Here is a 19,885-nt window from a genome sequence, read left to right as displayed (position 1 = left end):
TAAAAAAAGGCGCATAAAGCGCCCTTTCTGTAACCCGATCCTGTGGGAGCGTGGCTTGCCCGCGATGGTCACACCGTGGTGTGTCAGGTAGAACGCATTATCGTTCTTCGCGGGCAAGCCCGCTCCCACAGGAGCCGGGCAGTCGTGAATCAGCGCTTGTCGCGGCGCTTCTTGTCAGCCTTCTTATGGTGCGACATCAAACGACGCTTCTTGTTGACCTGACGGTCGGTGAGCGAGTTCTTGTTGCCTTCGTACGGGTTCTCGCCGCCCTTGAACTCGATGCGGATCGGCGTACCGACCAGCTTGAGCACACGACGGTAAGTGTTTTCCAGGTAACGGACGTAAGACTTCGGCACCTTCTCGATCTGGTTACCGTGGATCACGATGATCGGCGGGTTCGCACCACCCAAGTGGGCATAACGCAGCTTGATCCGGCGGTTGTTGACCATCGGTGGCGCGTGCTCGCCGACCGCATCTTCCAGAATCTGGGTCAGGCGGTTGGTCGGCCAGCGGGTGACCGCGGACTTGAACGAGTTCTGTACCGACGCGTAGAGATTACCTACGCCAGTGCCGTGCAGGGCCGAGATGAAGTGGATGTCGGCGAAGTCGACAAAGAACAGTCGACGTTGCAGCTCGACCTTCACGAAATCGCGCTCGCTCGGCGTCATGCCGTCCCACTTGTTGATCGCGATCACCAGCGCACGACCGGCTTCAAGGGCAAAGCCCAGCAGGTTGAGGTCGTGGTCCACCACGCCTTCGCGGGCGTCCATCACGAAGATCACCACGTTGGCGTCTTTGATCGCCTGCAGGGTTTTGACCACGGAGAACTTTTCGACTTCTTCGTGGATCTTGCCGCGCTTGCGCACACCGGCGGTGTCGATCAGCGTGTACTTCTCGTCGTTACGCTCGAACGGGATGTAGATACTGTCGCGGGTAGTACCGGGCTGGTCATACACGATCACCCGGTCTTCACCGAGCATGCGATTGACCAGAGTCGACTTGCCGACGTTCGGACGGCCAATGATGGCGATCTTGATACCGTCTTTTTCGCTTGGGCCAGGAATGCGCTTGGCTTCCTCACCTTCGGCAACGATCTCTTCCTCTTCGCCTTCTTGCGGTTCTTCTTCGTCTTTCGGGAAGTCGCTCAGGGCGATTTCCAGCATCTGGGTGATGCCACGACCATGGGCACCGGCGATCGGGATCGCGTGGCCCATGCCCAACGGGGCGAATTCGGCGCGGGCCATTTCAGGGTCGATGTTGTCGACCTTGTTGGCGACCACATAGGAACGCTTATTACGCTTGCGCAAGTGCTCGGCGATCATCTGGTCGGCGGCGGTAAAACCGGCCTTGGCATCTACCAGGAACAGAACGACATCCGCTTCTTCAATGGCCAGCAGCGACTGCTCGGCCATTTTTTCGTCCATACCGTGCTCGTCACCGGAGATACCACCAGTGTCGACCAGAATGTAGGAACGCCCTTGCCACTTGGCCTCACCGTATTGGCGATCACGGGTCAGACCGGACAAGTCGCCGACAATGGCGTCGCGAGTCCTGGTCAGGCGGTTGAACAAGGTGGACTTGCCGACGTTCGGTCGGCCCACCAGGGCGATTACGGGAACCATGCGGCTCTCCACTTCGTTATTTCAGAAAATACAAAAGCCGCTGCGAGGCAGCGGCTGGTGCTCGGGGCAGCGCTTGAAAGCGCTGCGAGCCTTGCAGAACAAGGCCGCTTGGGGGTTAAACCCCAAGCATAGTCTTTACTTGATGGTCAGGGCTTCCAGTTTGCCGCTGTTGCCATACACATAAATCGTGTCACCCACCACCAGCGGACGGGCACGCAGGCCGTCGCTGTCGATGCGCTCGCGGCCGACGAAACGACCGTCCACCTGACTCAGCAGGTGCAGGTAACCTTCCAGGTCACCGACTGCAACGTAGCTGGAGAACACTTCCGGAGCCGACAGTTGACGGCGGGCCAGCGAATCGTTGCTCCACAACGCAGTGGTGGAACGCTCGTCGACGCCTTCAACAGTGCCCGAAGACAGGCTCACGTAGACGCTGCCAAAACCCTGGGCGACGCCGGCATAACTGGAAGCATCACGCTGCCAGAGCTGACGACCGCTTTCCAGGTCCAGTGCCGCGACGCGCCCCTGGTAGCTGGCGACATACAGTGTACCGCCGGACAGCAGCAAGCCACCGTCGATATCGACCACACGCTCCAGCTCCGAACGACCTTGTGGAATCGCTACACGCTGTTCCCAAACCGGCACGCCGTTGGACACATCAAGAGCAACCACTTTACCGGTCGACAGGCCAGCCACCGCGAGGCGGTTGGTGACGATCGGTGCGCTGGTGCCGCGCAGGGTCAGGACCGCTGGCGTGCTGTCGTACAACCAGCGCTGGTTGCCGGTGGAGGCATCCAGACCGATCAGACGGTCATCCTGGGTCTGAACCACAACAACGTCACCGTTGGTGGCCGGTGGTGCGAGAACTTCGCTGGTCACGCGAGCGCGCCATTTCTCTTCACCGCTGCTGGCATCCAGGGCAACGATTTCACCCTTGAGCGTGCCGATCATGACCAGACCGTAACCCACGCCAACGGCGCCGGAGACAGGCAGCTCGAGATCTTTCTTCCACTTGACGTCGCCATTGCTGCGATCCATCGCCATCACCACACCGGTGACGTCGGCGGCATAGATGGTATCGCCATCGATCGCCGGAACCAGCATGTTGTAGGTTTCGCCCTGACCGTTACCGATCGAACGACTCCACTGCTTGTGCAGAACCACTTCTTCTTTGAAGTCGGTCAGCTCGGCCGGTGGCAACTCTTTTTTGCTGTTGCTGCTGCAACCCGCGGCCAGAATGGCCAGAGCCAGCAATGCTGCATGTTTCCAACGGATCACGTCACGCATCCCCTTTGGCCAGGTCGTCCAGCTTGATTTGTAGGCCACCGACCGCTGCTTCATCCGACAGTGCCGCCTTGGCTTTTTGATACGCAGCGTTCGCTTCGTCGGTACGACCCAGTTGCACCAGCAGGTCACCCTTGAGTTCTTCGCGAGTGGCCAGGAAGGCCTTATCGGCATCGCCTTCGAGCAGTTTCAGGGCTTCATCGACCTTGTTCTGCGCGGCCAGCACCTGCGCCAGGCGCTGACGGGCGATTTCACCGAGTGCCGGGTTGGCCGGTTTGTCGACAATGGCTTTCAGTTCGCTGGCAGCGTCGTCCAGCTTGCCGCTGTCGACCGCGACTTTCGCCACGAACAGGCTGCCGTATTGCGCGTAGGCAGTGCCGCCGAACTCGCTGTTGAGCTTGCCGGCCAGATCCGAAACACGTGCAGCATCAGGCTTGCCGTCAGGCGTCAGCGTGGTTTCCAGCAATTGCTGGTAGAGAATCGAGGCGCCTTGCGACTGATTGCTCTGATACTTCTGAAAGGCCTGCCAGCCGAACACGATGACCAACGCCAACAGACCGCCAGTAACCAGGGGCTTGCCGTTGCGTGTCCACCACTCCTTCAACTCCGCCACATGTTCGTCTTCGGTACTCGACACCCCAATACTCCTTAATCGCTAAATCGGCTGTTTGACAGCTTCAACCCTGCACGACGCAGGTGGCCAGGTGTGCAGCAAGCGCATCCCAGGCAATGCTTTGTTGTTCGCCCTGGCCACGCAGGGGTTTGAAACCTACCACTTGCTGGGCCATTTCGTCGTCACCGAGGATCAATGCGTACAGCGCACCGCTCTTGTCGGCTTTCTTGAACTGGCTTTTGAAGCTGCCGCCCCCGGCATTGACTTGCAGGCGCAGGTTGGGCAGTTGATCACGAACACGCTCGCTCAGGGTCAGACCGGCCAGCTCGGCGGCTTCACCGAAGGCGCAGAGATAGACGTCGACCTGACGGGAGATCTCTTCGGGGATCTGCTCCAGGGTTTCCAGCAGCAGCACCAGACGCTCGATGCCCATGGCGAAACCGACGCCCGGGGTCGGCTTGCCGCCCATCTGCTCCACCAGACCGTCGTAACGACCACCGGCACATACCGTGCCCTGGGCGCCCAATTGGTCGGTGACCCATTCGAATACGGTCTTGCTGTAGTAATCCAGCCCGCGAACCAGCTTCGGGTTGATCACATAAGGAATGCCGGCGGCGTCCAGACGAGCCTTGAGGCCCTCGAAGTGCACGCGGGATTCTTCGTCGAGGTAGTCGGCCATTTTCGGCGCGTCGGCCAGCACCGCTTGAGTGTCGGCGTTCTTGGTATCCAGGACCCGCAGCGGGTTGGTCTTCAGACGGCGCTGGCTGTCTTCGTCCAGTTGATCCAGGCGAGCGGTCAGGTACTCGACCAGTGCTTCGCGATAAAGACCACGGGATTCGGCAGTGCCCAGGCTGTTGAGTTCGAGCTTGACCGCATCGCGGATACCCAGCTCGCCCCACAGGCGCCAGGTCAGCACGATCAGCTCGGCGTCGATGTCCGGACCGTCGAGGTTGAAGACTTCACAACCAATCTGGTGGAACTGGCGATAACGGCCTTTCTGCGGACGTTCGTGGCGGAACATCGGGCCGATGTACCAGAGCTTCTGCACCTGGCCGCCGCCGGTAATACCGTGTTCGAGCACCGCACGCACGCAGGCCGCTGTGCCTTCAGGGCGCAGGGTCAGGGAATCGCCGTTGCGGTCTTCGAAGGTGTACATCTCTTTTTCGACGATGTCGGTCACTTCACCGATGGAGCGCTTGAACAGCTCGGTGAACTCGACGATCGGCATGCGGATCTGCTTGTAACCGTAGTTATCCAGCAAACGCGAAACGGTGCCCTCGAAATGACGCCACAGGGGAGTCTGTTCGGGCAGGATGTCGTTCATGCCACGAATGGCTTGCAGAGACTTGCTCACTTTAAATCCTTAAATTCGTTCGGCTCTTTAGTCAGGCTCAGCCGCGAGCGATTACAGCCGCGTCGGCTTCGACCTTTTCGGCCGCTTTCTGGCGGATCAAGCGTTCAAGCTCATCCACCAGATTGTCATTCGTCAGTTTCTGCGACGGCTTGCCGTCGATGTAAATCAGGTTTGGCGTGCCGCCGGTCAAGCCGATATGGGCTTCCTTGGCTTCGCCCGGCCCGTTGACCACGCAACCGATTACCGCGACATCCAGCGGCACCAGCAAGTCTTCGAGGCGCCCTTCCAGCTCGTTCATGGTTTTGACCACATCGAAGTTCTGCCGCGAGCAACTCGGGCAGGCGATGAAGTTGATGCCACGGGAACGCAGGTGCAGGGATTTGAGAATGTCGTAGCCGACTTTCACTTCCTCGACCGGGTCGGCCGCCAACGAGATGCGAATAGTATCGCCAATCCCTTCGGCGAGCAGCATACCGAGGCCCACGGCGGATTTCACTGTGCCTGAACGCAAACCACCGGCTTCGGTGATGCCCAGGTGCAACGGCTGGACGATTTCCTTGGCCAGCAAGCGGTAGGCTTCAACGGCCATGAACACGTCGGAGGCTTTTACGCTGACCTTGAAGTCCTGGAAATTCAGGCGTTCGAGGTGTTCGACGTGACGCAGGGCGGACTCGACCAGCGCGGCCGGAGTCGGCTCGCCATATTTCTTTTGCAGGTCTTTTTCCAGGGAACCGGCGTTCACGCCGATACGGATTGGAATCCCGCGATCACGGGCGGCATCGACCACCGCACGTACGCGGTCTTCACGACCGATGTTGCCCGGGTTGATGCGCAGGCAATCGACGCCCAGTTCGGCTACGCGCAGAGCGATCCTGTAGTCGAAGTGGATGTCGGCCACCAACGGCACTTTGACCAGCTGTTTGATCTTGCCGAAAGCTTCGGCGGCGTCCATGTCCGGCACCGAAACCCGAACGATATCGACGCCAGCAGCTTCCAGACGATTGATCTGGGCCACGGTAGCGGCCACGTCATTGGTGTCGCTGTTGGTCATGCTCTGCACAGCGATGGGCGCATCGCCGCCAACAGGCACGTTACCGACCCAGATTTTCCGGGATTCGCGACGCTTGATTGGAGATTCGCCGTGCATGACTTATTGACCCAACTTCAGGCGAGCAGTCTCGCCACTGGTGAACGGAGCGACATCAACCACCTGCCCGTTGTAGCTGACCTGCGCGCCACGGGCGAAGCCCAGACGCACGGCAAAGGGCGGCTTGCCGCTGACGGAAACACTATCGCCTTTACGCTTGAGACCACTCAACAGCACCTTGCCGGTGCCATCGGTCACTTGAGTCCAGCAATCGGCGGTGAATTGCAGTTGTACCTGGCCCTGGCCTGCAACCGGAGCTGCTGGAAGAGCAGCTGCAACGGCCGGCGCAATCGGAGCCGTCGCAACCGCTGCCGGTACAGCGGCAACAACTGGCGCTGCCGGTGTCGCGACAACCGGAGCAGTATTGTGGGCCGGAGCCGCAGGTGTTGCTACCGGGGCTGCTAGAGCGGGTGTTGGCGCCGGCGCACTTGCTTCGGCGTTGGCAGGCTCCTCAGCCTGCGGCAACGCCAGAGGCGTTTCACCTTCAGACTCACCTTGCGCAACCGCCTGATCTTCCGGCTCGTCCAGCGGATGGATCTGGGTGGTGCCATCGGCGCCTTCGACTTCGACGTGTTCCGGAGCCAGGCTGACCAGGTCTTTGGTGCGCAATGAGGTTTGATCCTGCCACCAGACGAAGCCACCGCCAATCACGGCGATCAGCAACAGCAGGCTGACAATTCGCAAAATAGTGTGGGAAACCCGAACAGGTTCTTCAATACGCCCCAGGCTATGGACGTTGCTGCCCTGGGAGTCGGTGCCGGTGGATTGGTCGAACTGCTGAACCAGAACAGCCTGGTCCATGCCCAGCAATTTGGCGTACGCGCGAATATAGCCACGAGCAAAGGTGTGGCCAGGCAGCTTGTCAAAAGCGCCGGCTTCCAGATTACTCAGGGAATTGACGGTGAGGTTGAGCTTGAGGGCCACTTCGGCCAGCGACCAGCCATTGCTTTCGCGGGCCTGGCGCAAAGTCTCACCGGGGTTAACGCGATTCGCTGCTACAACTTCGGGATGCGCCGCTTTCATCATTGCTCCGACAGGTATTGCTGATATTCCGGCGTACCGGGATAGAGTCGTTTTAATTGCAGGCCAAAACTGGCGGCCTTGTCGCGATCTTCAAACACTTTTGCCAGCCGAACGCCGAGCAATAGACTACGTGCATTTTGCTCGGTGAGCAGGCTAAAACGATCGTAATAGTCACGCGCGGGCACATAATGCCTGTCTTCGAATGACAACTCAGCCATTTCCAGCAAGGCACGTGGCTGTTGGCGGTTCAAACGCAGGGCCTTTTCCAGTTGCTGGCGGGCCAGGTCTCGCTGACCCAGCTTTGAAGCGGTCATGCCGAGGTTCTCGAAAACCCGCGAACGCTCAGGATACAGGGTATCGGCGGCGGCCTGTTCAAAGCGCTCGTACGCCTCTTTGTAACGTTTTTCTTCGAACAGAAAACTGCCGTAGTTGTTCAGGATTCGCGCATCGGCGGGACGAGAAGAGAGCGCCTTGCGAAAATGCTGATCGGCCAGTTCCGGCTCCATCTCGGCCTGGAACACCAGCCCCAGAGCCGCGTTGGCGTCAGCATCCGAGTCATCCAGCTCCAACGCCTTTTTCAACGGCACTTTGGCGCGCTCGGTCATGCCCTGCTGCAAGTATCCCAGACCCAACTGCACGTAGGCGGCACGCGCTTCGTCACGGCCCTTGCTGGTCTTCATCGGGTTGAAATCGCCCGACAGGACACAACCAGCACACAGGCTGGCCAACAGCACAAGCAGCGCGAAGCGCAGGGACATAGAGATCCTCTCTTAATTATTGTTCGCAGCGTTTTGCGGCATATCGTTGTCGGCGCTCAACTCACGCACGGCGATATAACGTTCGCTGCGACGGGTGCGATCCAGCACCTGCCCTACCAACTGGCCACACGCGGCATCGATGTCTTCACCGCGGGTGGTACGCACGGTGACGTTGAAGCCTGCATGGTGAAGCTGATCCTGGAAACGGCGAATCGCATTGTTGCTCGGACGCTCGTAACCGGAGTGCGGGAACGGGTTGAACGGAATCAGGTTGATCTTGCACGGAACATTCTTGAGCAACTCGATCATTTCGACCGCGTGTTCGACCTTGTCGTTGATGTCCTTGAGCAAGGTGTACTCGATGGTCAGTACGCGCTTTTCGCCCAGGGACGACATGTAGCGCTGACACGATTCCAGCAGCATCTTAAGCGGATACTTCTTGTTGATCGGCACCAATTGGTTACGCAATGCGTCATTCGGTGCGTGCAGGGACAACGCCAGGGAAACATCGATGTGCTTGGACAGCTCATCGATCATTGGCACCACACCCGAAGTCGACAGGGTTACGCGGCGCTTGGAGATGCCATAGCCCAGGTCATCCATCATCAGATGCATGGCGGCCACGACGTTGTCGAAGTTCAGCAGCGGCTCACCCATGCCCATCATCACCACGTTGGTGATGGCACGGTCGACGGTTGCCGGGACGCTGCCAAAGGATTTGTTGGCAATCCACACCTGGCCGATGACTTCGGCTGCGGTGAGGTTGCTATTGAAACCTTGCTTGCCGGTGGAGCAGAAACTGCAGTCCAGGGCACAGCCTGCCTGGGACGAAACGCACAAGGTGCCGCGTTTGCCCTGGGGAATGTAAACGGTCTCGACGCAGCTGCCGGACGCCACGCGCACCACCCACTTACGGGTGCCGTCGCTGGAGATGTCCTCGCTGACCACTTCCGGACCACGAATTTCAGCAACAGCCTTGAGCTTTTCGCGCAATGCCTTGCTGACGTTCGTCATGGCGTCGAAATCATCGACACCAAAGTGGTGAATCCATTTCATTACCTGACCGGCACGGAAACGCTTCTCCCCGATTGAGTCGAAGAATTTTTCCATTTCCTGTTGAGTCAGACCCAGCAGGTTGGTTTTTACAGTCGATGTAGTCATGGATTCACCTTCACTCTTAAGCCAATGCTTAGCGAGTGGTTACTTCAGTAGCTGCGAAGAAGTACGAGATTTCGCGAGCAGCAGCGGCTTCGGAGTCCGAACCGTGTACAGCGTTGGCGTCGATGGAATCAGCGAAGTCAGCGCGGATGGTGCCGGCAGCAGCTTCTTTAGGGTTGGTAGCGCCCATCAGCTCACGGTTCAGAGCGATAGCGTTTTCGCCTTCCAGAACCTGAACGACAACCGGACCGGAAATCATGAAAGCAACCAGGTCGTTGAAGAAGCCACGAGCGCTGTGCTCAGCGTAGAAGCCTTCAGCTTCGGCTTTGGACAGTTGCTTCATTTTCGAAGCTACAACGCGCAGGCCAGCGTCTTCGAAACGGGAAACGATCTTGCCGATCACGTTTTTAGCAACGGCGTCAGGCTTGATGATGGAGAAAGTACGTTGAACAGCCATGGTGTAACTCCAGAAACGGTAATTTGCGAAAAATTAAACCCGCGAATTATACGCGGGTTCTTTGGTATTGCCTAACTGCGTACGGTGCAGACTCAGTCTGCTTCTTCGATCCAGGCGGCCTGAATGGCTTCAAGCACCTTCTCGCCACCGCGGGCCGGATCATCACTGAACTCCGGCAATGCCAGCACCCACCGGTGCAGATCGACGAAGTTCACGTAACGCGGGTCTACATCCGGCTTTGACTCAGCCAGCTGGATCGCGATTTCCAGCACATCAACCCATTTCAGGCTCATGAAAGCTCCTTGAATCAGTGCGGCGCTTCGGCGGCATGGTTGAGCGAGTATTTCGGAATTTCGACGGTCAGGTCTTCAGTCCCGACTTTTGCCTGACAGGCCAGACGCGACTGGGCTTCCAGCCCCCAGGCCTTATCAAGATAGTCCTCCTCCAACTCATCAGCCTCTTCCAGCGAGTCGAAACCCTCACGAATGATGCAGTGACAAGTGGTGCACGCGCAGACGCCGCCACAAGCGCTTTCCATCTCGATATGGTGTTCATGGGCCAGTTCGAGAATGGATATGCCGGGCTCAGCCTCCACAACCATGCCTTCCGGGCAGAACTTCTCGTGTGGCAGAAAAATGACCTGCGGCATCAATTATTCCTCGATTTCATTCAGATTGCGCCCCGCCAGAGCGGCTTTCACCGTCGAGTCCAGGCGGCGGGCAGCAAAGGCATCAGTCACCTGCGACAGACGCTTGGTCTGCTGCTCAATGGCGTAACCATCGGTGCCTTTCATCAATTCGGTCAGTTCCTGCATCTGCAATTCGATGACCATGCGCTCTTCGGCGTCGAGCAAGCGTTCGCCGTCGACATCCAGAGCGCCCTGCACTGCCTCGATCAGGCGCTGTGCATCGACCTGCTGTTCACGCAATACGCGGGCGACCTTATCGTCATTGGCGTGCTGGAACGAATCCTTGAGCATTTTGGCGATTTCGCCGTCGGTCAGGCCATAGGACGGTTTGACCTGAATGCTGGCTTCGACACCCGAACCCAATTCGCGGGCCGAGACACTGAGCAGACCGTCGGCGTCGACCTGGAAGGTCACGCGAATCTTCGCCGCGCCAGCGACCATCGCTGGAATACCGCGCAATTCGAAACGGGCCAGGGAGCGGCAGTCGCTAATCAACTCACGCTCGCCCTGCAACACGTGGATCGCCATGGCCGACTGGCCGTCTTTATAAGTGGTGAAGTCCTGAGCCCGGGCGACAGGGATGGTGGTGTTGCGTGGAATCACCTTCTCCATCAGTCCGCCCATGGTTTCCAGCCCCAGGGACAACGGAATCACGTCGAGCAACAGCAGTTCGCCGCCGTCACGCTTATTGCCAGCCAGAGTATCGGCCTGGATCGCGGCACCGATGGCCACGACTTGGTCCGGGTCGATTTCGGTCAGCGGTTCACGACCGAAGGCTTGCGCAACGGCTTCGCGAACGCGCGGTACGCGAGTCGAGCCGCCGACCATGACCACCGCATGAACGTCTTCCAGCTCAACGCCAGAATCACGCACCGCACGACGACAGGCTTTCAGGCTGCGAGCAACCATCGGCTCGATCAGCGCATTGAACGCTTCACGGGTCAGCCCCGCCTTCCAGTCGCCATACGCGACTTCGACGGACGAGACGCTGGTCAGAGCTTCTTTGGCCGCACACGCGGCTTGCAACAGATTGCGTTGCTCGCCCGGATCGAGGTCGGCCGACAGACCGGCGCTCTCGATGATCCAGCCAGCAATGGCGTGATCGAAGTCATCGCCACCCAACGCGCTGTCGCCGCCGGTAGCCAGCACTTCGAACACACCGCCGGTCAGACGCAGAATCGAAATATCAAAGGTGCCGCCGCCCAGGTCGTAAATGGCAACCAGGCCTTCAGCCTGTTGATCCAGACCGTAAGCCACCGCAGCAGCGGTCGGTTCATTGAGCAAGCGCAGCACGTTCAGGCCGGCCAGTTTTGCAGCATCCTTGGTGGCTTGACGCTGAGCATCATCGAAATAGGCTGGAACGGTGATCACTGCCCCGACCAGTTCGCCACCCAAGGTCGCTTCGGCGCGCTGACGCAGCACCTTGAGGATATCGGCGGAGACTTCGACCGGGCTTTTCGGACCTTGCACCGTGTCGATGAACGGCATGTGCGACTCGCCGTCGACAAAACGGTACGGCAGCTGATCGCCCAATTGCTTGACGTCGGACAAACCACGTCCCATCAAGCGCTTGACCGACAGCACAGTGTTCAGAGGATCGGTAGCGGCAGCCAGCTTGGCCGAATCGCCGACTTCGACGCGATCGGCGTGATAGCGCACGGCAGACGGCAGGATAACCCGCCCTTGCGCGTCAGCCAGAGGCTCGGAAAGACCACTGCGCAATGCAGCGACCAGCGAATTGGTAGTGCCCAAGTCGATCCCCACAGCCAGACGACGCTGGTGCGGTTGAGGACTTTGGCCGGGTTCGGCGATCTGCAGTAGGGCCATCGTGATCAGGACTTATCTGTATATCAGGCGTGCGACCGGAGCGGCACTGGGTTAATCGTCGAGGCGCTCTTCTAATTGGCGCACTTCGTAGGTGAGCTTGTCGAGGAACTGCATGCGCCGCATCAGGCGTTCGGCCCGTTCGCGTTGCGCCGCATCATTCCAGCAAGCTGCGAAGCTTTGGTTCAGTTCATCCTGAGCGGCCTTGAGGCGGCGCTTGAACGTGGCGATACCCGCCATGTCGGCGCTGTCCTGCAGATCCTCGAGCTCTTCACGCAATTCCATCTGCTGCAGAAGAAATTCCGGATCATGCACCGTGACCTCCAGCGGCAACTCGCCACCACTCAACGCGAGCAAGTATCGCGCGCGTTTGGGAGGGCTTTTGAGCGTCTGGTAGGCCTCGTTGAGGCTCGCGGATTGCTCTAGCGCCAGCCGCTGCTCGCGCTCGGAAGCATCCGCAAAACGGTCCGGATGAACGCTGCGCGCCAACTCTCGGTAGCGCGTAGCCAGCTGATCGAGATCCAGATTGAAACTCGGTTGCAGCTCAAATAAAGCGAAATGACAAGGAGTACCCACGAGCAGCCTCAGATGTTGAAGCTTTCGCCGCAGCCACACTCACCGCGTACGTTGGGGTTGTTGAACTTGAAGCCTTCGTTCAACCCTTCCTTGACGAAATCAAGCTCGGTGCCGTCCAGGTAGGCCAGGCTTTTCGGGTCGATGATCACTTTCTCGCCGTGACTTTCGAACACTTGATCCTCTGCAACCACCTCGTCGACAAACTCCAGCACGTAGGCAAGGCCGGAACAGCCTGTGGTACGGACACCCAGGCGAATCCCCTCACCTTTGCCGCGCCCGTTGAGGGAGCGTCGCACGTGTTGAGCAGCCGCTTCTGTCATGCTGATAGCCATCGGTGACTCCTTACTCGTCGCCAAATCTTGAAAGTCAGATCAAGCCTTTCTTCTGCTTGTAATCGCGAACGGCCGCTTTGATAGCGTCTTCAGCGAGTACGGAGCAGTGAATTTTTACTGGCGGCAGTGCCAGTTCTTCGGCCAGTTGAGTGTTCTTGATGGTCTCTGCTTCATCCAGAGTCTTGCCTTTCATCCACTCGGTTGCCAGGGAGCTGGAGGCGATAGCCGAACCGCAACCGTAGGTCTTGAACTTGGCGTCTTCGATGATGCCTTGTTCGTTGACCTTGATTTGCAGACGCATTACGTCGCCGCACGCTGGTGCGCCGACCATGCCGGTGCCGACATCCGGGTCTTCCGCGTCCATCTTGCCAACGTTGCGCGGGTTCTCGTAGTGGTCGATGACCTTTTCGCTGTAAGCCATGATTCTTAATCCTCACTCATCAGGAGTCGCTCTTGAAACCCTGCCAATCGTGGATTCGCAGGGCCCGGTTGCGGCGACTTGAATATCAGTGTGCCGCCCACTCGATTTTCGAAATGTCGACGCCGTCTTTGTACATGTCCCACAGCGGCGACAGAGCGCGCAGCTTGGTGACAGCCTCGCAAACCTTCTGCGCGGCGTAGTCGATTTCTTCTTCGGTAGTGAAACGGCCGAAGGTAAAGCGAATCGAGCTGTGTGCCAGTTCGTCGTTGCGGCCCAGGGCGCGCAGCACGTACGAAGGCTCAAGCGATGCCGAGGTGCAGGCCGAACCGGACGAAACCGCCAGATCCTTGAGCGCCATGATCAGCGACTCGCCTTCGACGTAGTTGAAGCTCAGGTTCAGGTTGTGCGGTACGCGAGCGGTCATGCTGCCGTTGACGTACAGCTCTTCCAGGTCTTCGACCTGCTTGAAGAAACGGTCGCTCAACGCTTTGATGCGTGCATTCTCGGCAGCCATGTCTTCCTTGGCCACACGGAACGCTTCGCCCATGCCAACGATCTGGTGAGTCGCCAGGGTGCCGGAACGCATGCCACGCTCGTGACCGCCACCGTGCATGGTCGCTTCAATGCGAACACGCGGCTTGCGGCTGACGTACAGCGCGCCGATGCCTTTAGGACCGTAGGTTTTGTGGGCAGAGAACGACATCAGGTCGACTTTCAGCTTCTGCAAGTCGATCTCGACTTTGCCAGTGGACTGAGCGGCGTCGACATGGAACAGGATGCCGCGGGAGCGGGTCAGCTCACCGATGGCAGCGATGTCGTTGATGGTGCCGATTTCGTTGTTCACGTGCATGACCGATACCAGAATGGTGTCGTCACGCAGGGCAGCTTCAACCATTTCCGGAGTAACCAGGCCATCTTCACGAGGATCGAGATAGGTCACTTCGAAACCTTCACGCTCCAGTTGGCGCATGGTGTCGAGGACAGCCTTGTGCTCAATCTTGGTAGTGATCAGGTGTTTGCCTTTGGTGGCGTAGAAATGCGCCGCACCCTTGATTGCCAGGTTGTCGGACTCGGTGGCACCGGAGGTCCAGACGATTTCACGCGGGTCGGCGTTAACCAGGTCAGCGACCTGACGACGAGCGTTCTCGACGGACTCTTCGGCTTTCCAGCCGAACACGTGGGAACGGGACGCCGGGTTACCGAAGTTTCCGTCGACCAGCAGGCATTCACTCATCTTTTGCGCGACACGCGGATCAACCGGGGTGGTCGCAGAGTAATCAAGGTAAATCGGCAATTTCATGGACTATCTCCTAAATCAGGCTGGCTGGCGTGCCGCTAGCTCTTTGGCTGTCATTCGACGGCGGACGCTTCAATCTTGTCCAGGCGTGGCGCCTTGCTGTTGCAACGGCGCTGGTCCTGACGCTGGGCTACTTCTTGCACCTCACGGCGAGTTACAAGGTCAGCCAAGCTGATACCGCTCAGAAATTCGTGAATCTGCAGGCTCAGATCGCACCACAAGTGGTGGGTCAGACAGGTGTCGCCTGAATGGCAATCACCCTGCCCCTGGCATTTGGTTGCATCGACCGATTCGTTTACCGCATCGATCACCTGGGCGACCTGGATGCCCTGCATGTCGCGGGACAGTTGGTAACCGCCGCCCGGACCGCGAACACTGGATACCAGATTGCTACGGCGCAATTTGGCGAAAAGCTGCTCGAGGTAGGACAGGGAGATGCCTTGGCGCTCGGAGATATCGGCCAGGGACACCGGCCCGTGCTGCGCGTGCAACGCCAGGTCAAGCATGGCGGTCACGGCGTATCGGCCTTTTGTAGTCAGTCGCATGGACAATTACCACGGAGTTCGGAATGGGGCGAGTATGCAATTCCCGAGTATTTAAGTCAACTATAAGACCTAGTGCTTTACTCAGGTTTACCCGCAAAAGAGCGCGCGCATCATAGCAGGGTCTGCAGCGCAATGGCACACCACACAGCGCGGTGCAAATGCCTGAATGCGACCCTGCAATGAATCAGCCGGCCTTGCTTTCGTCCTTGCCCTTCACACAAGCAAAGTCTTCTTCGCGCAGCTCAGGCAGATCCTTGGCACAGTAATTACTGCCCAGATCCTTCAACGCGCCGCACATACCCTCCAGACGCCCATCGACCGCCTGCAAGTGATCGAGCAACTGACCGATCGCCCGCGCCACCGGGTCCGGCATGTCTTCGCCGACTCCGTAGGCATCGAAACCGATCTTCTCGGCCATGGCCTTGCGCTTGGCATCCTGCTCATCGTCGGACTTGACGATAATCCGCCCCGGAATCCCCACCACCGTCGCACCCGGCGGAACCGCCTTGGTGACCACGGCATTGGAACCCACCTTGGCTCCGGCGCCGACAGTGAATGGACCGAGCACCTTGGCGCCGGCGCCAACCACCACGCCGTCTTCCAGGGTCGGGTGACGCTTGCCCTTGTTCCAGCTGGTGCCACCGAGGGTCACACCCTGATAAAGGGTGACGTCGTTGCCGATCTCGGCAGTCTCGCCAATAACGATACCCATACCATGGTCGATAAAGAAGCGACGACCGACCTTGGCCCCCGGATGAATCTCGATCCCGGTCAACCAGCGACCGAAGTTCGACACCAGCCGCGCCAGCCATTTCAGCTCTGCGCGCCACAGCAGCGACGACAGACGATGGATCCAGATGGCATGCATGCCCGGATAGCAGGTCAGGACTTCAAAAGCATTACGCGCCGCCGGGTCACGATGAAAAACACTTTGGATATCTTCACGCAAACGCTCGAACATCATTAATCCTTCCGCTTTAGAAGCTCGCCACGGGCCGCTTTCTGGGTTTCCGTGAGGATGCCACGCAATATATTCATTTCCGCCCGGCTGACCGAGCTGCGTCCGTACAACCGGCGCAGGCGCGCCATCAAGTGCCGTGGTTTTTCCGGGTCAAGGAATTCGATGGCCACCAGGGTTTGCTCCAGGTGCTCATAGAATCGCTCCAGCTCATCCATGGTCGCCAGCTCACCACTCTTGGTGGACGCCACTTCTTCCTTCTCGACCTTGCTCGGCTGACCTTGGGCCGCCAGCCAGGACATGCGCACTTCATAGCTCAACACCTGCACCGCCGCCCCGAGGTTCAGCGAACTGAATTCGGGGTCTGATGGAATGTGCACGTGATAATGACATCGCTGCAGCTCTTCGTTGGTCAGGCCGGAATCTTCACGGCCAAACACCAATGCGATCTCGGCACCCTGCCCCGCTTCCTCGACCACCCTTGCACCGCACTCACGGGGATCGAGTAACGGCCAGGGGATGCGACGATCACGGGCACTGGTACCCAGCACCAGATTGCAGCCGACCAAGGCATCTTCCAAGGTGGCGACGACTTGCGCGTTTTCAAGGATGTCCCCGGCGCCGGACGCACGCGCATCGGCCTCGTGGTGCGGGAACAACCGCGGCTCGACCAGCACCAGTCGCGACAGGCCCATGTTCTTCATGGCACGCGCAGCACCGCCGATATTTCCGGGATGACTGGTATTGACCAGGACGACACGAATGTTTTGCAGCAAGGGAGGCGCTCTCGAACATTGAATGGGGGAGCCGAATCTTACAGCTCCTCCTACCGTTAAGCCATGAAAGCGAACGTCGACCTTCTCCTGTAGAAACTTTCTGATAGAATGCCCGGCTTTCTTTAACAACCTTAGGTGACACATCCATGCAGCCCATGCTGAATATCGCGCTGCGCGCCGCCCGCAGCGCCAGTGAATTGATCTTCCGCTCCATCGAGCGCCTGGATACCATCAAGGTCGACGAAAAAGACGCCAAGGATTACGTATCCGAGGTGGATCGCGCCGCCGAACAGAAAATCATCGACGCACTGCGCAAGGCCTACCCGAATCACTCGATCATGGGTGAAGAAACCGGCCTGCACGCCGGCACCGGCATCGAAGGCGAAGAATACCTGTGGATCATCGACCCACTGGACGGCACCACCAACTTCCTGCGCGGCATTCCTCACTTCGCTGTCAGCATCGCCTGCAAATACCGCGGCCGCCTGGAACACGCTGTTGTTCTGGACCCGGTTCGCCAGGAAGAATTCACCGCCAGCCGTGGTCGCGGCGCTCAACTGAACGGTCGTCGCCTGCGCGTTAGCGGCCGTACCAGCCTGGACGGCGCCCTGCTGGGTACCGGCTTCCCGTTCCGTGACGACCAGATGGACAACCTCGACAACTACCTGGGCATGTTCCGCGCCCTGGTTGGCCAGACCGCCGGCATCCGCCGCGCCGGCTCGGCAAGCCTCGACCTGGCCTACGTGGCCGCCGGCCGCTTCGACGCCTTCTGGGAGTCAGGCCTGTCCGAGTGGGACATGGCTGCAGGCGCCCTGCTGATCCAGGAAGCCGGCGGCTTGGTGAGCGACTTCACCGGCGGTCACGACTTCCTGGAGAAAGGTCACGTCGTTGCCGGCAACACCAAGTGCTTCAAGGCAGTACTGACAGCGATCCAGCCGCACCTGCCAGCTTCACTGAAGCGCTAAGCTCCCAAGCTCAAAAAGCCGCAGCACTTAAAGCAAACGCCCCGACTGGTTCGGGGCGTTTTCTTTTGTGCGACTAATACGACCAAGTTAAGCCGTAACGCAATCCGTAGCAGCTGGCGAAGCCTGCGTTCGGACGCAGCAGTCGCATAATCAGAGATTACGGCACGCCAGACAGACCGCATTAGCCGGATTCACGACTGCTTCGCAGCCGGACGCAGCCTCGCCGGAGCTCGACAGCTGCTACGGCCAGACGCAGCCTTCGGCAGCAGCTACAGAAAGAGCGCCGCAGTTTTTTATATATGCAGCCATAACGAAAAATGCCCCGCATCTTTCGATACGGGGCATTTTCTTGAAAAGCCAACCTGAGCAGGCCAGCTTTTCGGCATCGGAAGCTGGACTTAAGCCAGTTTTTCCTTGATGCGAGCTGCTTTACCGGACAGGTCACGCAGGTAGTACAGCTTGGCCTTACGTACATCACCGCGACGCTTGACAGCCATGCTGTCGATTTGCGGGCTGTAGGTCTGGAAAGTACGCTCTACGCCAACACCGTTGGAGATTTTACGAACGGTGAAAGCACTGTTTACGCCGCGGTTACGCTTGGCGATAACTACGCCTTCGAACGCTTGCAGACGCGAACGATCACCTTCCTTCACTTTCACCTGAACGACAATGGTGTCGCCCGGGGCAAAGGTAGGGATCTCTTTAGTCATCTGCTCTGCTTCGAGTGCAAGGATGATTTTGTTAGTCATGCTGTGCTCCTAAGGTAAATCGTCGGATCTACCATCGATACGTTGTTAACTATCGTCCCGCTCGCGGATGTATTCCTCGAGCAGCTTCTTCTCTTCTCCAGAAAGCGAGCGGCTTTCCAGAAGATCGGCGCGTCGTTCATAGGTCCGACCAAGGGACTGCTGTAAACGCCAACGCCGGATGTGCGCGTGATTGCCACTTAGCAATACGTCGGGAACACGCTGATCCGCATACACCTCCGGTCGGGTGTAGTGCGGGCAATCCAGCAAACCATCCGTAAAGGAATCTTCCTCAGCGGAGTCCGCATGCCCTAAAGCTCCAGGCAGCAGTCGTGTAACCGCATCGATCAGGACCATCGCCGGCAGCTCGCCGCCAGACAGTACATAGTCGCCAATCGACCACTCTTCATCGACATGAGCATCAATAAAACGCTCGTCAATGCCTTCATAGCGGCCGGCAATCAAGATCAATGCATCCAGATTCGCCAACTCGCGCACCGCCGACTGAGTCAGTTGACGGCCTTGGGGGGACAGGTAAATCACCTTCGCCGCCTCCCCGGCTGCTGCCTTGGCCTGAACCAGAGCATCTTCCAGGGGCTTGATCTTCATCACCATGCCCGGACCACCGCCAAATGGGCGATCATCCACAGTGTGATGTCGATCCGTCGTGTAGTCTCGCGGATTCCAACAGGTAAGCTGCAACAACCCCTGTTTCACCGCCCGACTGGTGATGCCGTACTCGCTGATGGCGGAGAACATCTCGGGAAACAAACTGATCACTTCTACGCGCAGGTTAGCCACGTTTAGAAGTCCGCATCCCATTCCACCTTCATCTCGCCCGCTGCCAGATCGACGGCCAACACGCATTGCTCGGTATACGGCAACAGGCGTTCACGATCATCCAGGCTGCCAGCGCAAGGCTTGACCACCATTACATCATTGGCGCCGGTTTCCAGAAGATGATCGATTTTCCCGAACAATTGCCCGTGAGTATCGATGACCTTCAGACCTTCCAGCTGGTACCAGTAGTACTCGCCATCGGTCAATTCAGGGAACAGGTTGCGCGGCACGCAGATCTCATAACCAGCCAGAAGACGAGCTTCTTCACGATCATCAAGACCCTTGAGCTTTGCGACCAGGAACTTGTCGTTCCCGCGTCCGCTGACCAGCTCGACCTGTTTTACGTTGCCTTCGCGCCTGAGCGTCCAGGTTTTGTAGTCCAACAGGTTTTTAATCGGATCAGTAAAGGAATACACCTTCACTTCGCCGCGAACGCCGTGAACAGAATAAATCTTGCCGATAACGATCAAATCATCAGCAACAGCTGGCGTCGCGTTCATA

The 19,885-nt window shown here is 58.5% G+C and carries 23 protein-coding genes; 1 reads left to right on the top strand and 22 read right to left on the bottom strand.

Features of this window, described 5'->3' with window-relative positions; all coding sequences use genetic code 11:
• Nucleotides 1-149 precede the first annotated feature (149 nt).
• The 19 genes from der to trmJ all read right to left on the bottom strand — a co-directional run bounded on the left by der (nucleotide 150) and on the right by trmJ (nucleotide 16,833).
• Nucleotides 150-1,622, bottom strand: a complete 1,473-nt coding sequence (gene der, locus AC30D7_RS10370; protein WP_018927059.1) for a ribosome biogenesis GTPase Der — start codon at nucleotides 1,620-1,622, stop codon at nucleotides 150-152.
• A 135-nt stretch (nucleotides 1,623-1,757) separates the two neighbouring features.
• Nucleotides 1,758-2,909: an outer membrane protein assembly factor BamB gene (bamB, locus tag AC30D7_RS10365; protein ID WP_019581056.1), complete on the bottom strand. Its 1,152-nt coding sequence runs from the start codon at nucleotides 2,907-2,909 to the stop codon at nucleotides 1,758-1,760.
• Entirely contained in the window at nucleotides 2,902-3,543 is a 642-nt protein-coding gene (locus AC30D7_RS10360; RefSeq protein WP_018927061.1) for a tetratricopeptide repeat protein, read from the bottom strand. Before AC30D7_RS10360 ends, bamB begins: the two co-directional genes overlap by 8 nt.
• 40 nt (nucleotides 3,544-3,583) lie before the next feature.
• Entirely contained in the window at nucleotides 3,584-4,873 is a 1,290-nt protein-coding gene (gene hisS, locus AC30D7_RS10355; protein WP_490133966.1) for a histidine--tRNA ligase, read from the bottom strand.
• A gap of 37 nt (nucleotides 4,874-4,910) precedes the next feature.
• On the bottom strand, nucleotides 4,911-6,020 hold the full coding sequence (ispG, locus tag AC30D7_RS10350; RefSeq protein WP_003185136.1) for a flavodoxin-dependent (E)-4-hydroxy-3-methylbut-2-enyl-diphosphate synthase: 1,110 nt from the start codon (nucleotides 6,018-6,020) through the stop codon (nucleotides 4,911-4,913).
• A gap of 3 nt (nucleotides 6,021-6,023) precedes the next feature.
• A complete protein-coding gene (locus tag AC30D7_RS10345; RefSeq protein WP_490133965.1) occupies nucleotides 6,024-7,043 on the bottom strand; it encodes a RodZ domain-containing protein in 1,020 nt (339 codons plus the stop codon).
• Complete coding sequence (gene pilW, locus AC30D7_RS10340) at nucleotides 7,043-7,801, bottom strand: type IV pilus biogenesis/stability protein PilW (RefSeq protein WP_305410062.1); 759 nt, start codon at nucleotides 7,799-7,801, stop codon at nucleotides 7,043-7,045. The genes AC30D7_RS10345 and pilW overlap by 1 nt, the downstream gene beginning before the upstream one ends.
• A gap of 12 nt (nucleotides 7,802-7,813) precedes the next feature.
• The gene (gene rlmN, locus AC30D7_RS10335) at nucleotides 7,814-8,962 is read right to left on the bottom strand and encodes a dual-specificity RNA methyltransferase RlmN (protein WP_007941385.1); all 1,149 of its coding nucleotides are present in this window, start codon (nucleotides 8,960-8,962) and stop codon (nucleotides 7,814-7,816) included.
• 28 nt (nucleotides 8,963-8,990) lie between these two features.
• Nucleotides 8,991-9,416, bottom strand: a complete 426-nt coding sequence (gene ndk / locus AC30D7_RS10330; protein WP_305425344.1) for a nucleoside-diphosphate kinase — start codon at nucleotides 9,414-9,416, stop codon at nucleotides 8,991-8,993.
• Nucleotides 9,417-9,508: 92 nt separating this feature from the next.
• Nucleotides 9,509-9,709, bottom strand: coding sequence for a Fe-S cluster assembly protein IscX (gene iscX / locus AC30D7_RS10325; RefSeq protein ID WP_490133964.1), 201 nt, complete (start codon nucleotides 9,707-9,709; stop codon nucleotides 9,509-9,511).
• A 14-nt stretch (nucleotides 9,710-9,723) separates the two neighbouring features.
• Nucleotides 9,724-10,065 (bottom strand): ISC system 2Fe-2S type ferredoxin, encoded by a 342-nt coding sequence (fdx, locus tag AC30D7_RS10320; protein WP_018927066.1) that lies wholly within the window; start codon nucleotides 10,063-10,065, stop codon nucleotides 9,724-9,726.
• Between the two features lie 3 nt (nucleotides 10,066-10,068).
• Entirely contained in the window at nucleotides 10,069-11,931 is a 1,863-nt protein-coding gene (gene hscA / locus AC30D7_RS10315; RefSeq protein ID WP_490133963.1) for a Fe-S protein assembly chaperone HscA, read from the bottom strand.
• Between the two features lie 51 nt (nucleotides 11,932-11,982).
• Nucleotides 11,983-12,504: a co-chaperone HscB gene (gene hscB, locus AC30D7_RS10310; protein WP_490133971.1), complete on the bottom strand. Its 522-nt coding sequence runs from the start codon at nucleotides 12,502-12,504 to the stop codon at nucleotides 11,983-11,985.
• 8 nt (nucleotides 12,505-12,512) lie between these two features.
• Nucleotides 12,513-12,836, bottom strand: a complete 324-nt coding sequence (gene iscA, locus AC30D7_RS10305) for an iron-sulfur cluster assembly protein IscA (RefSeq protein ID WP_007903589.1) — start codon at nucleotides 12,834-12,836, stop codon at nucleotides 12,513-12,515.
• A gap of 34 nt (nucleotides 12,837-12,870) precedes the next feature.
• The gene (iscU, locus tag AC30D7_RS10300; RefSeq protein ID WP_003443374.1) at nucleotides 12,871-13,257 is read right to left on the bottom strand and encodes a Fe-S cluster assembly scaffold IscU; all 387 of its coding nucleotides are present in this window, start codon (nucleotides 13,255-13,257) and stop codon (nucleotides 12,871-12,873) included.
• Between the two features lie 85 nt (nucleotides 13,258-13,342).
• Nucleotides 13,343-14,557, bottom strand: coding sequence for an IscS subfamily cysteine desulfurase (locus tag AC30D7_RS10295; protein ID WP_490133962.1), 1,215 nt, complete (start codon nucleotides 14,555-14,557; stop codon nucleotides 13,343-13,345).
• 50 nt (nucleotides 14,558-14,607) lie between these two features.
• Nucleotides 14,608-15,099, bottom strand: coding sequence for a Fe-S cluster assembly transcriptional regulator IscR (iscR, locus tag AC30D7_RS10290; protein WP_003227911.1), 492 nt, complete (start codon nucleotides 15,097-15,099; stop codon nucleotides 14,608-14,610).
• A gap of 184 nt (nucleotides 15,100-15,283) precedes the next feature.
• Nucleotides 15,284-16,060 (bottom strand): serine O-acetyltransferase, encoded by a 777-nt coding sequence (gene cysE / locus AC30D7_RS10285; protein ID WP_490133961.1) that lies wholly within the window; start codon nucleotides 16,058-16,060, stop codon nucleotides 15,284-15,286.
• Nucleotides 16,061-16,062: 2 nt separating this feature from the next.
• Entirely contained in the window at nucleotides 16,063-16,833 is a 771-nt protein-coding gene (gene trmJ, locus AC30D7_RS10280) for a tRNA (cytosine(32)/uridine(32)-2'-O)-methyltransferase TrmJ (RefSeq protein ID WP_018927071.1), read from the bottom strand.
• A gap of 146 nt (nucleotides 16,834-16,979) precedes the next feature.
• Between trmJ and suhB the strand changes: the two genes are divergently transcribed.
• Nucleotides 16,980-17,798, top strand: a complete 819-nt coding sequence (gene suhB, locus AC30D7_RS10275) for a type III secretion system regulator SuhB (protein WP_007941397.1) — start codon at nucleotides 16,980-16,982, stop codon at nucleotides 17,796-17,798.
• 398 nt (nucleotides 17,799-18,196) lie between these two features.
• Here suhB and rplS read toward each other — a convergent pair whose 3' ends face one another.
• Genes rplS through rimM form a run of 3 tightly spaced genes read right to left on the bottom strand, consistent with a single transcriptional unit; the run spans nucleotide 18,197 to nucleotide 19,884 of the window.
• Nucleotides 18,197-18,547: a 50S ribosomal protein L19 gene (rplS, locus tag AC30D7_RS10270; protein WP_003175895.1), complete on the bottom strand. Its 351-nt coding sequence runs from the start codon at nucleotides 18,545-18,547 to the stop codon at nucleotides 18,197-18,199.
• A 45-nt stretch (nucleotides 18,548-18,592) separates the two neighbouring features.
• Nucleotides 18,593-19,366 (bottom strand): tRNA (guanosine(37)-N1)-methyltransferase TrmD, encoded by a 774-nt coding sequence (gene trmD / locus AC30D7_RS10265; protein ID WP_172901170.1) that lies wholly within the window; start codon nucleotides 19,364-19,366, stop codon nucleotides 18,593-18,595.
• Nucleotides 19,348-19,884 carry a ribosome maturation factor RimM gene (gene rimM / locus AC30D7_RS10260; RefSeq protein WP_019581061.1) on the bottom strand — a complete coding sequence of 179 codons (537 nt, stop codon included), beginning with the start codon at nucleotides 19,882-19,884 and terminating at the stop codon, nucleotides 19,348-19,350. The genes trmD and rimM overlap by 19 nt, the downstream gene beginning before the upstream one ends.
• Nucleotide 19,885 lies beyond the last annotated feature (1 nt).

Source organism: Pseudomonas sp. DF5, from assembly GCF_058148225.1.
The sequence above is the reverse complement of the archived record's forward strand: the minus strand, read 5'-3'. Positions and strand labels throughout refer to the sequence as shown.

Coding starts and splice junctions, on each gene's coding strand:
- iscX (WP_490133964.1), bottom strand. CDS start 9,709: ATGAGCCTGAAATGGGTTGATGTGCTGGAAATCGCGATCCAGCTGGCT.
- der (WP_018927059.1), bottom strand. CDS start 1,622: ATGGTTCCCGTAATCGCCCTGGTGGGCCGACCGAACGTCGGCAAGTCC.
- iscU (WP_003443374.1), bottom strand. CDS start 13,257: ATGGCTTACAGCGAAAAGGTCATCGACCACTACGAGAACCCGCGCAAC.
- rimM (WP_019581061.1), bottom strand. CDS start 19,884: ATGAACGCGACGCCAGCTGTTGCTGATGATTTGATCGTTATCGGCAAG.
- fdx (WP_018927066.1), bottom strand. CDS start 10,065: ATGCCGCAGGTCATTTTTCTGCCACACGAGAAGTTCTGCCCGGAAGGC.
- rlmN (WP_007941385.1), bottom strand. CDS start 8,962: ATGACTACATCGACTGTAAAAACCAACCTGCTGGGTCTGACTCAACAG.
- pilW (WP_305410062.1), bottom strand. CDS start 7,801: ATGTCCCTGCGCTTCGCGCTGCTTGTGCTGTTGGCCAGCCTGTGTGCT.
- bamB (WP_019581056.1), bottom strand. CDS start 2,909: ATGCGTGACGTGATCCGTTGGAAACATGCAGCATTGCTGGCTCTGGCC.
- trmD (WP_172901170.1), bottom strand. CDS start 19,366: ATGGGATGCGGACTTCTAAACGTGGCTAACCTGCGCGTAGAAGTGATC.
- iscR (WP_003227911.1), bottom strand. CDS start 15,099: ATGCGACTGACTACAAAAGGCCGATACGCCGTGACCGCCATGCTTGAC.
- hscA (WP_490133963.1), bottom strand. CDS start 11,931: ATGGCCCTACTGCAGATCGCCGAACCCGGCCAAAGTCCTCAACCGCAC.
- ndk (WP_305425344.1), bottom strand. CDS start 9,416: ATGGCTGTTCAACGTACTTTCTCCATCATCAAGCCTGACGCCGTTGCT.
- AC30D7_RS10295 (WP_490133962.1), bottom strand. CDS start 14,557: ATGAAATTGCCGATTTACCTTGATTACTCTGCGACCACCCCGGTTGAT.
- cysE (WP_490133961.1), bottom strand. CDS start 16,060: ATGTTCGAGCGTTTGCGTGAAGATATCCAAAGTGTTTTTCATCGTGAC.
- AC30D7_RS10345 (WP_490133965.1), bottom strand. CDS start 7,043: ATGAAAGCGGCGCATCCCGAAGTTGTAGCAGCGAATCGCGTTAACCCC.
- iscA (WP_007903589.1), bottom strand. CDS start 12,836: ATGGCTATCAGCATGACAGAAGCGGCTGCTCAACACGTGCGACGCTCC.
- rplS (WP_003175895.1), bottom strand. CDS start 18,547: ATGACTAACAAAATCATCCTTGCACTCGAAGCAGAGCAGATGACTAAA.
- suhB (WP_007941397.1), top strand. CDS start 16,980: ATGCAGCCCATGCTGAATATCGCGCTGCGCGCCGCCCGCAGCGCCAGT.
- ispG (WP_003185136.1), bottom strand. CDS start 6,020: ATGCACGGCGAATCTCCAATCAAGCGTCGCGAATCCCGGAAAATCTGG.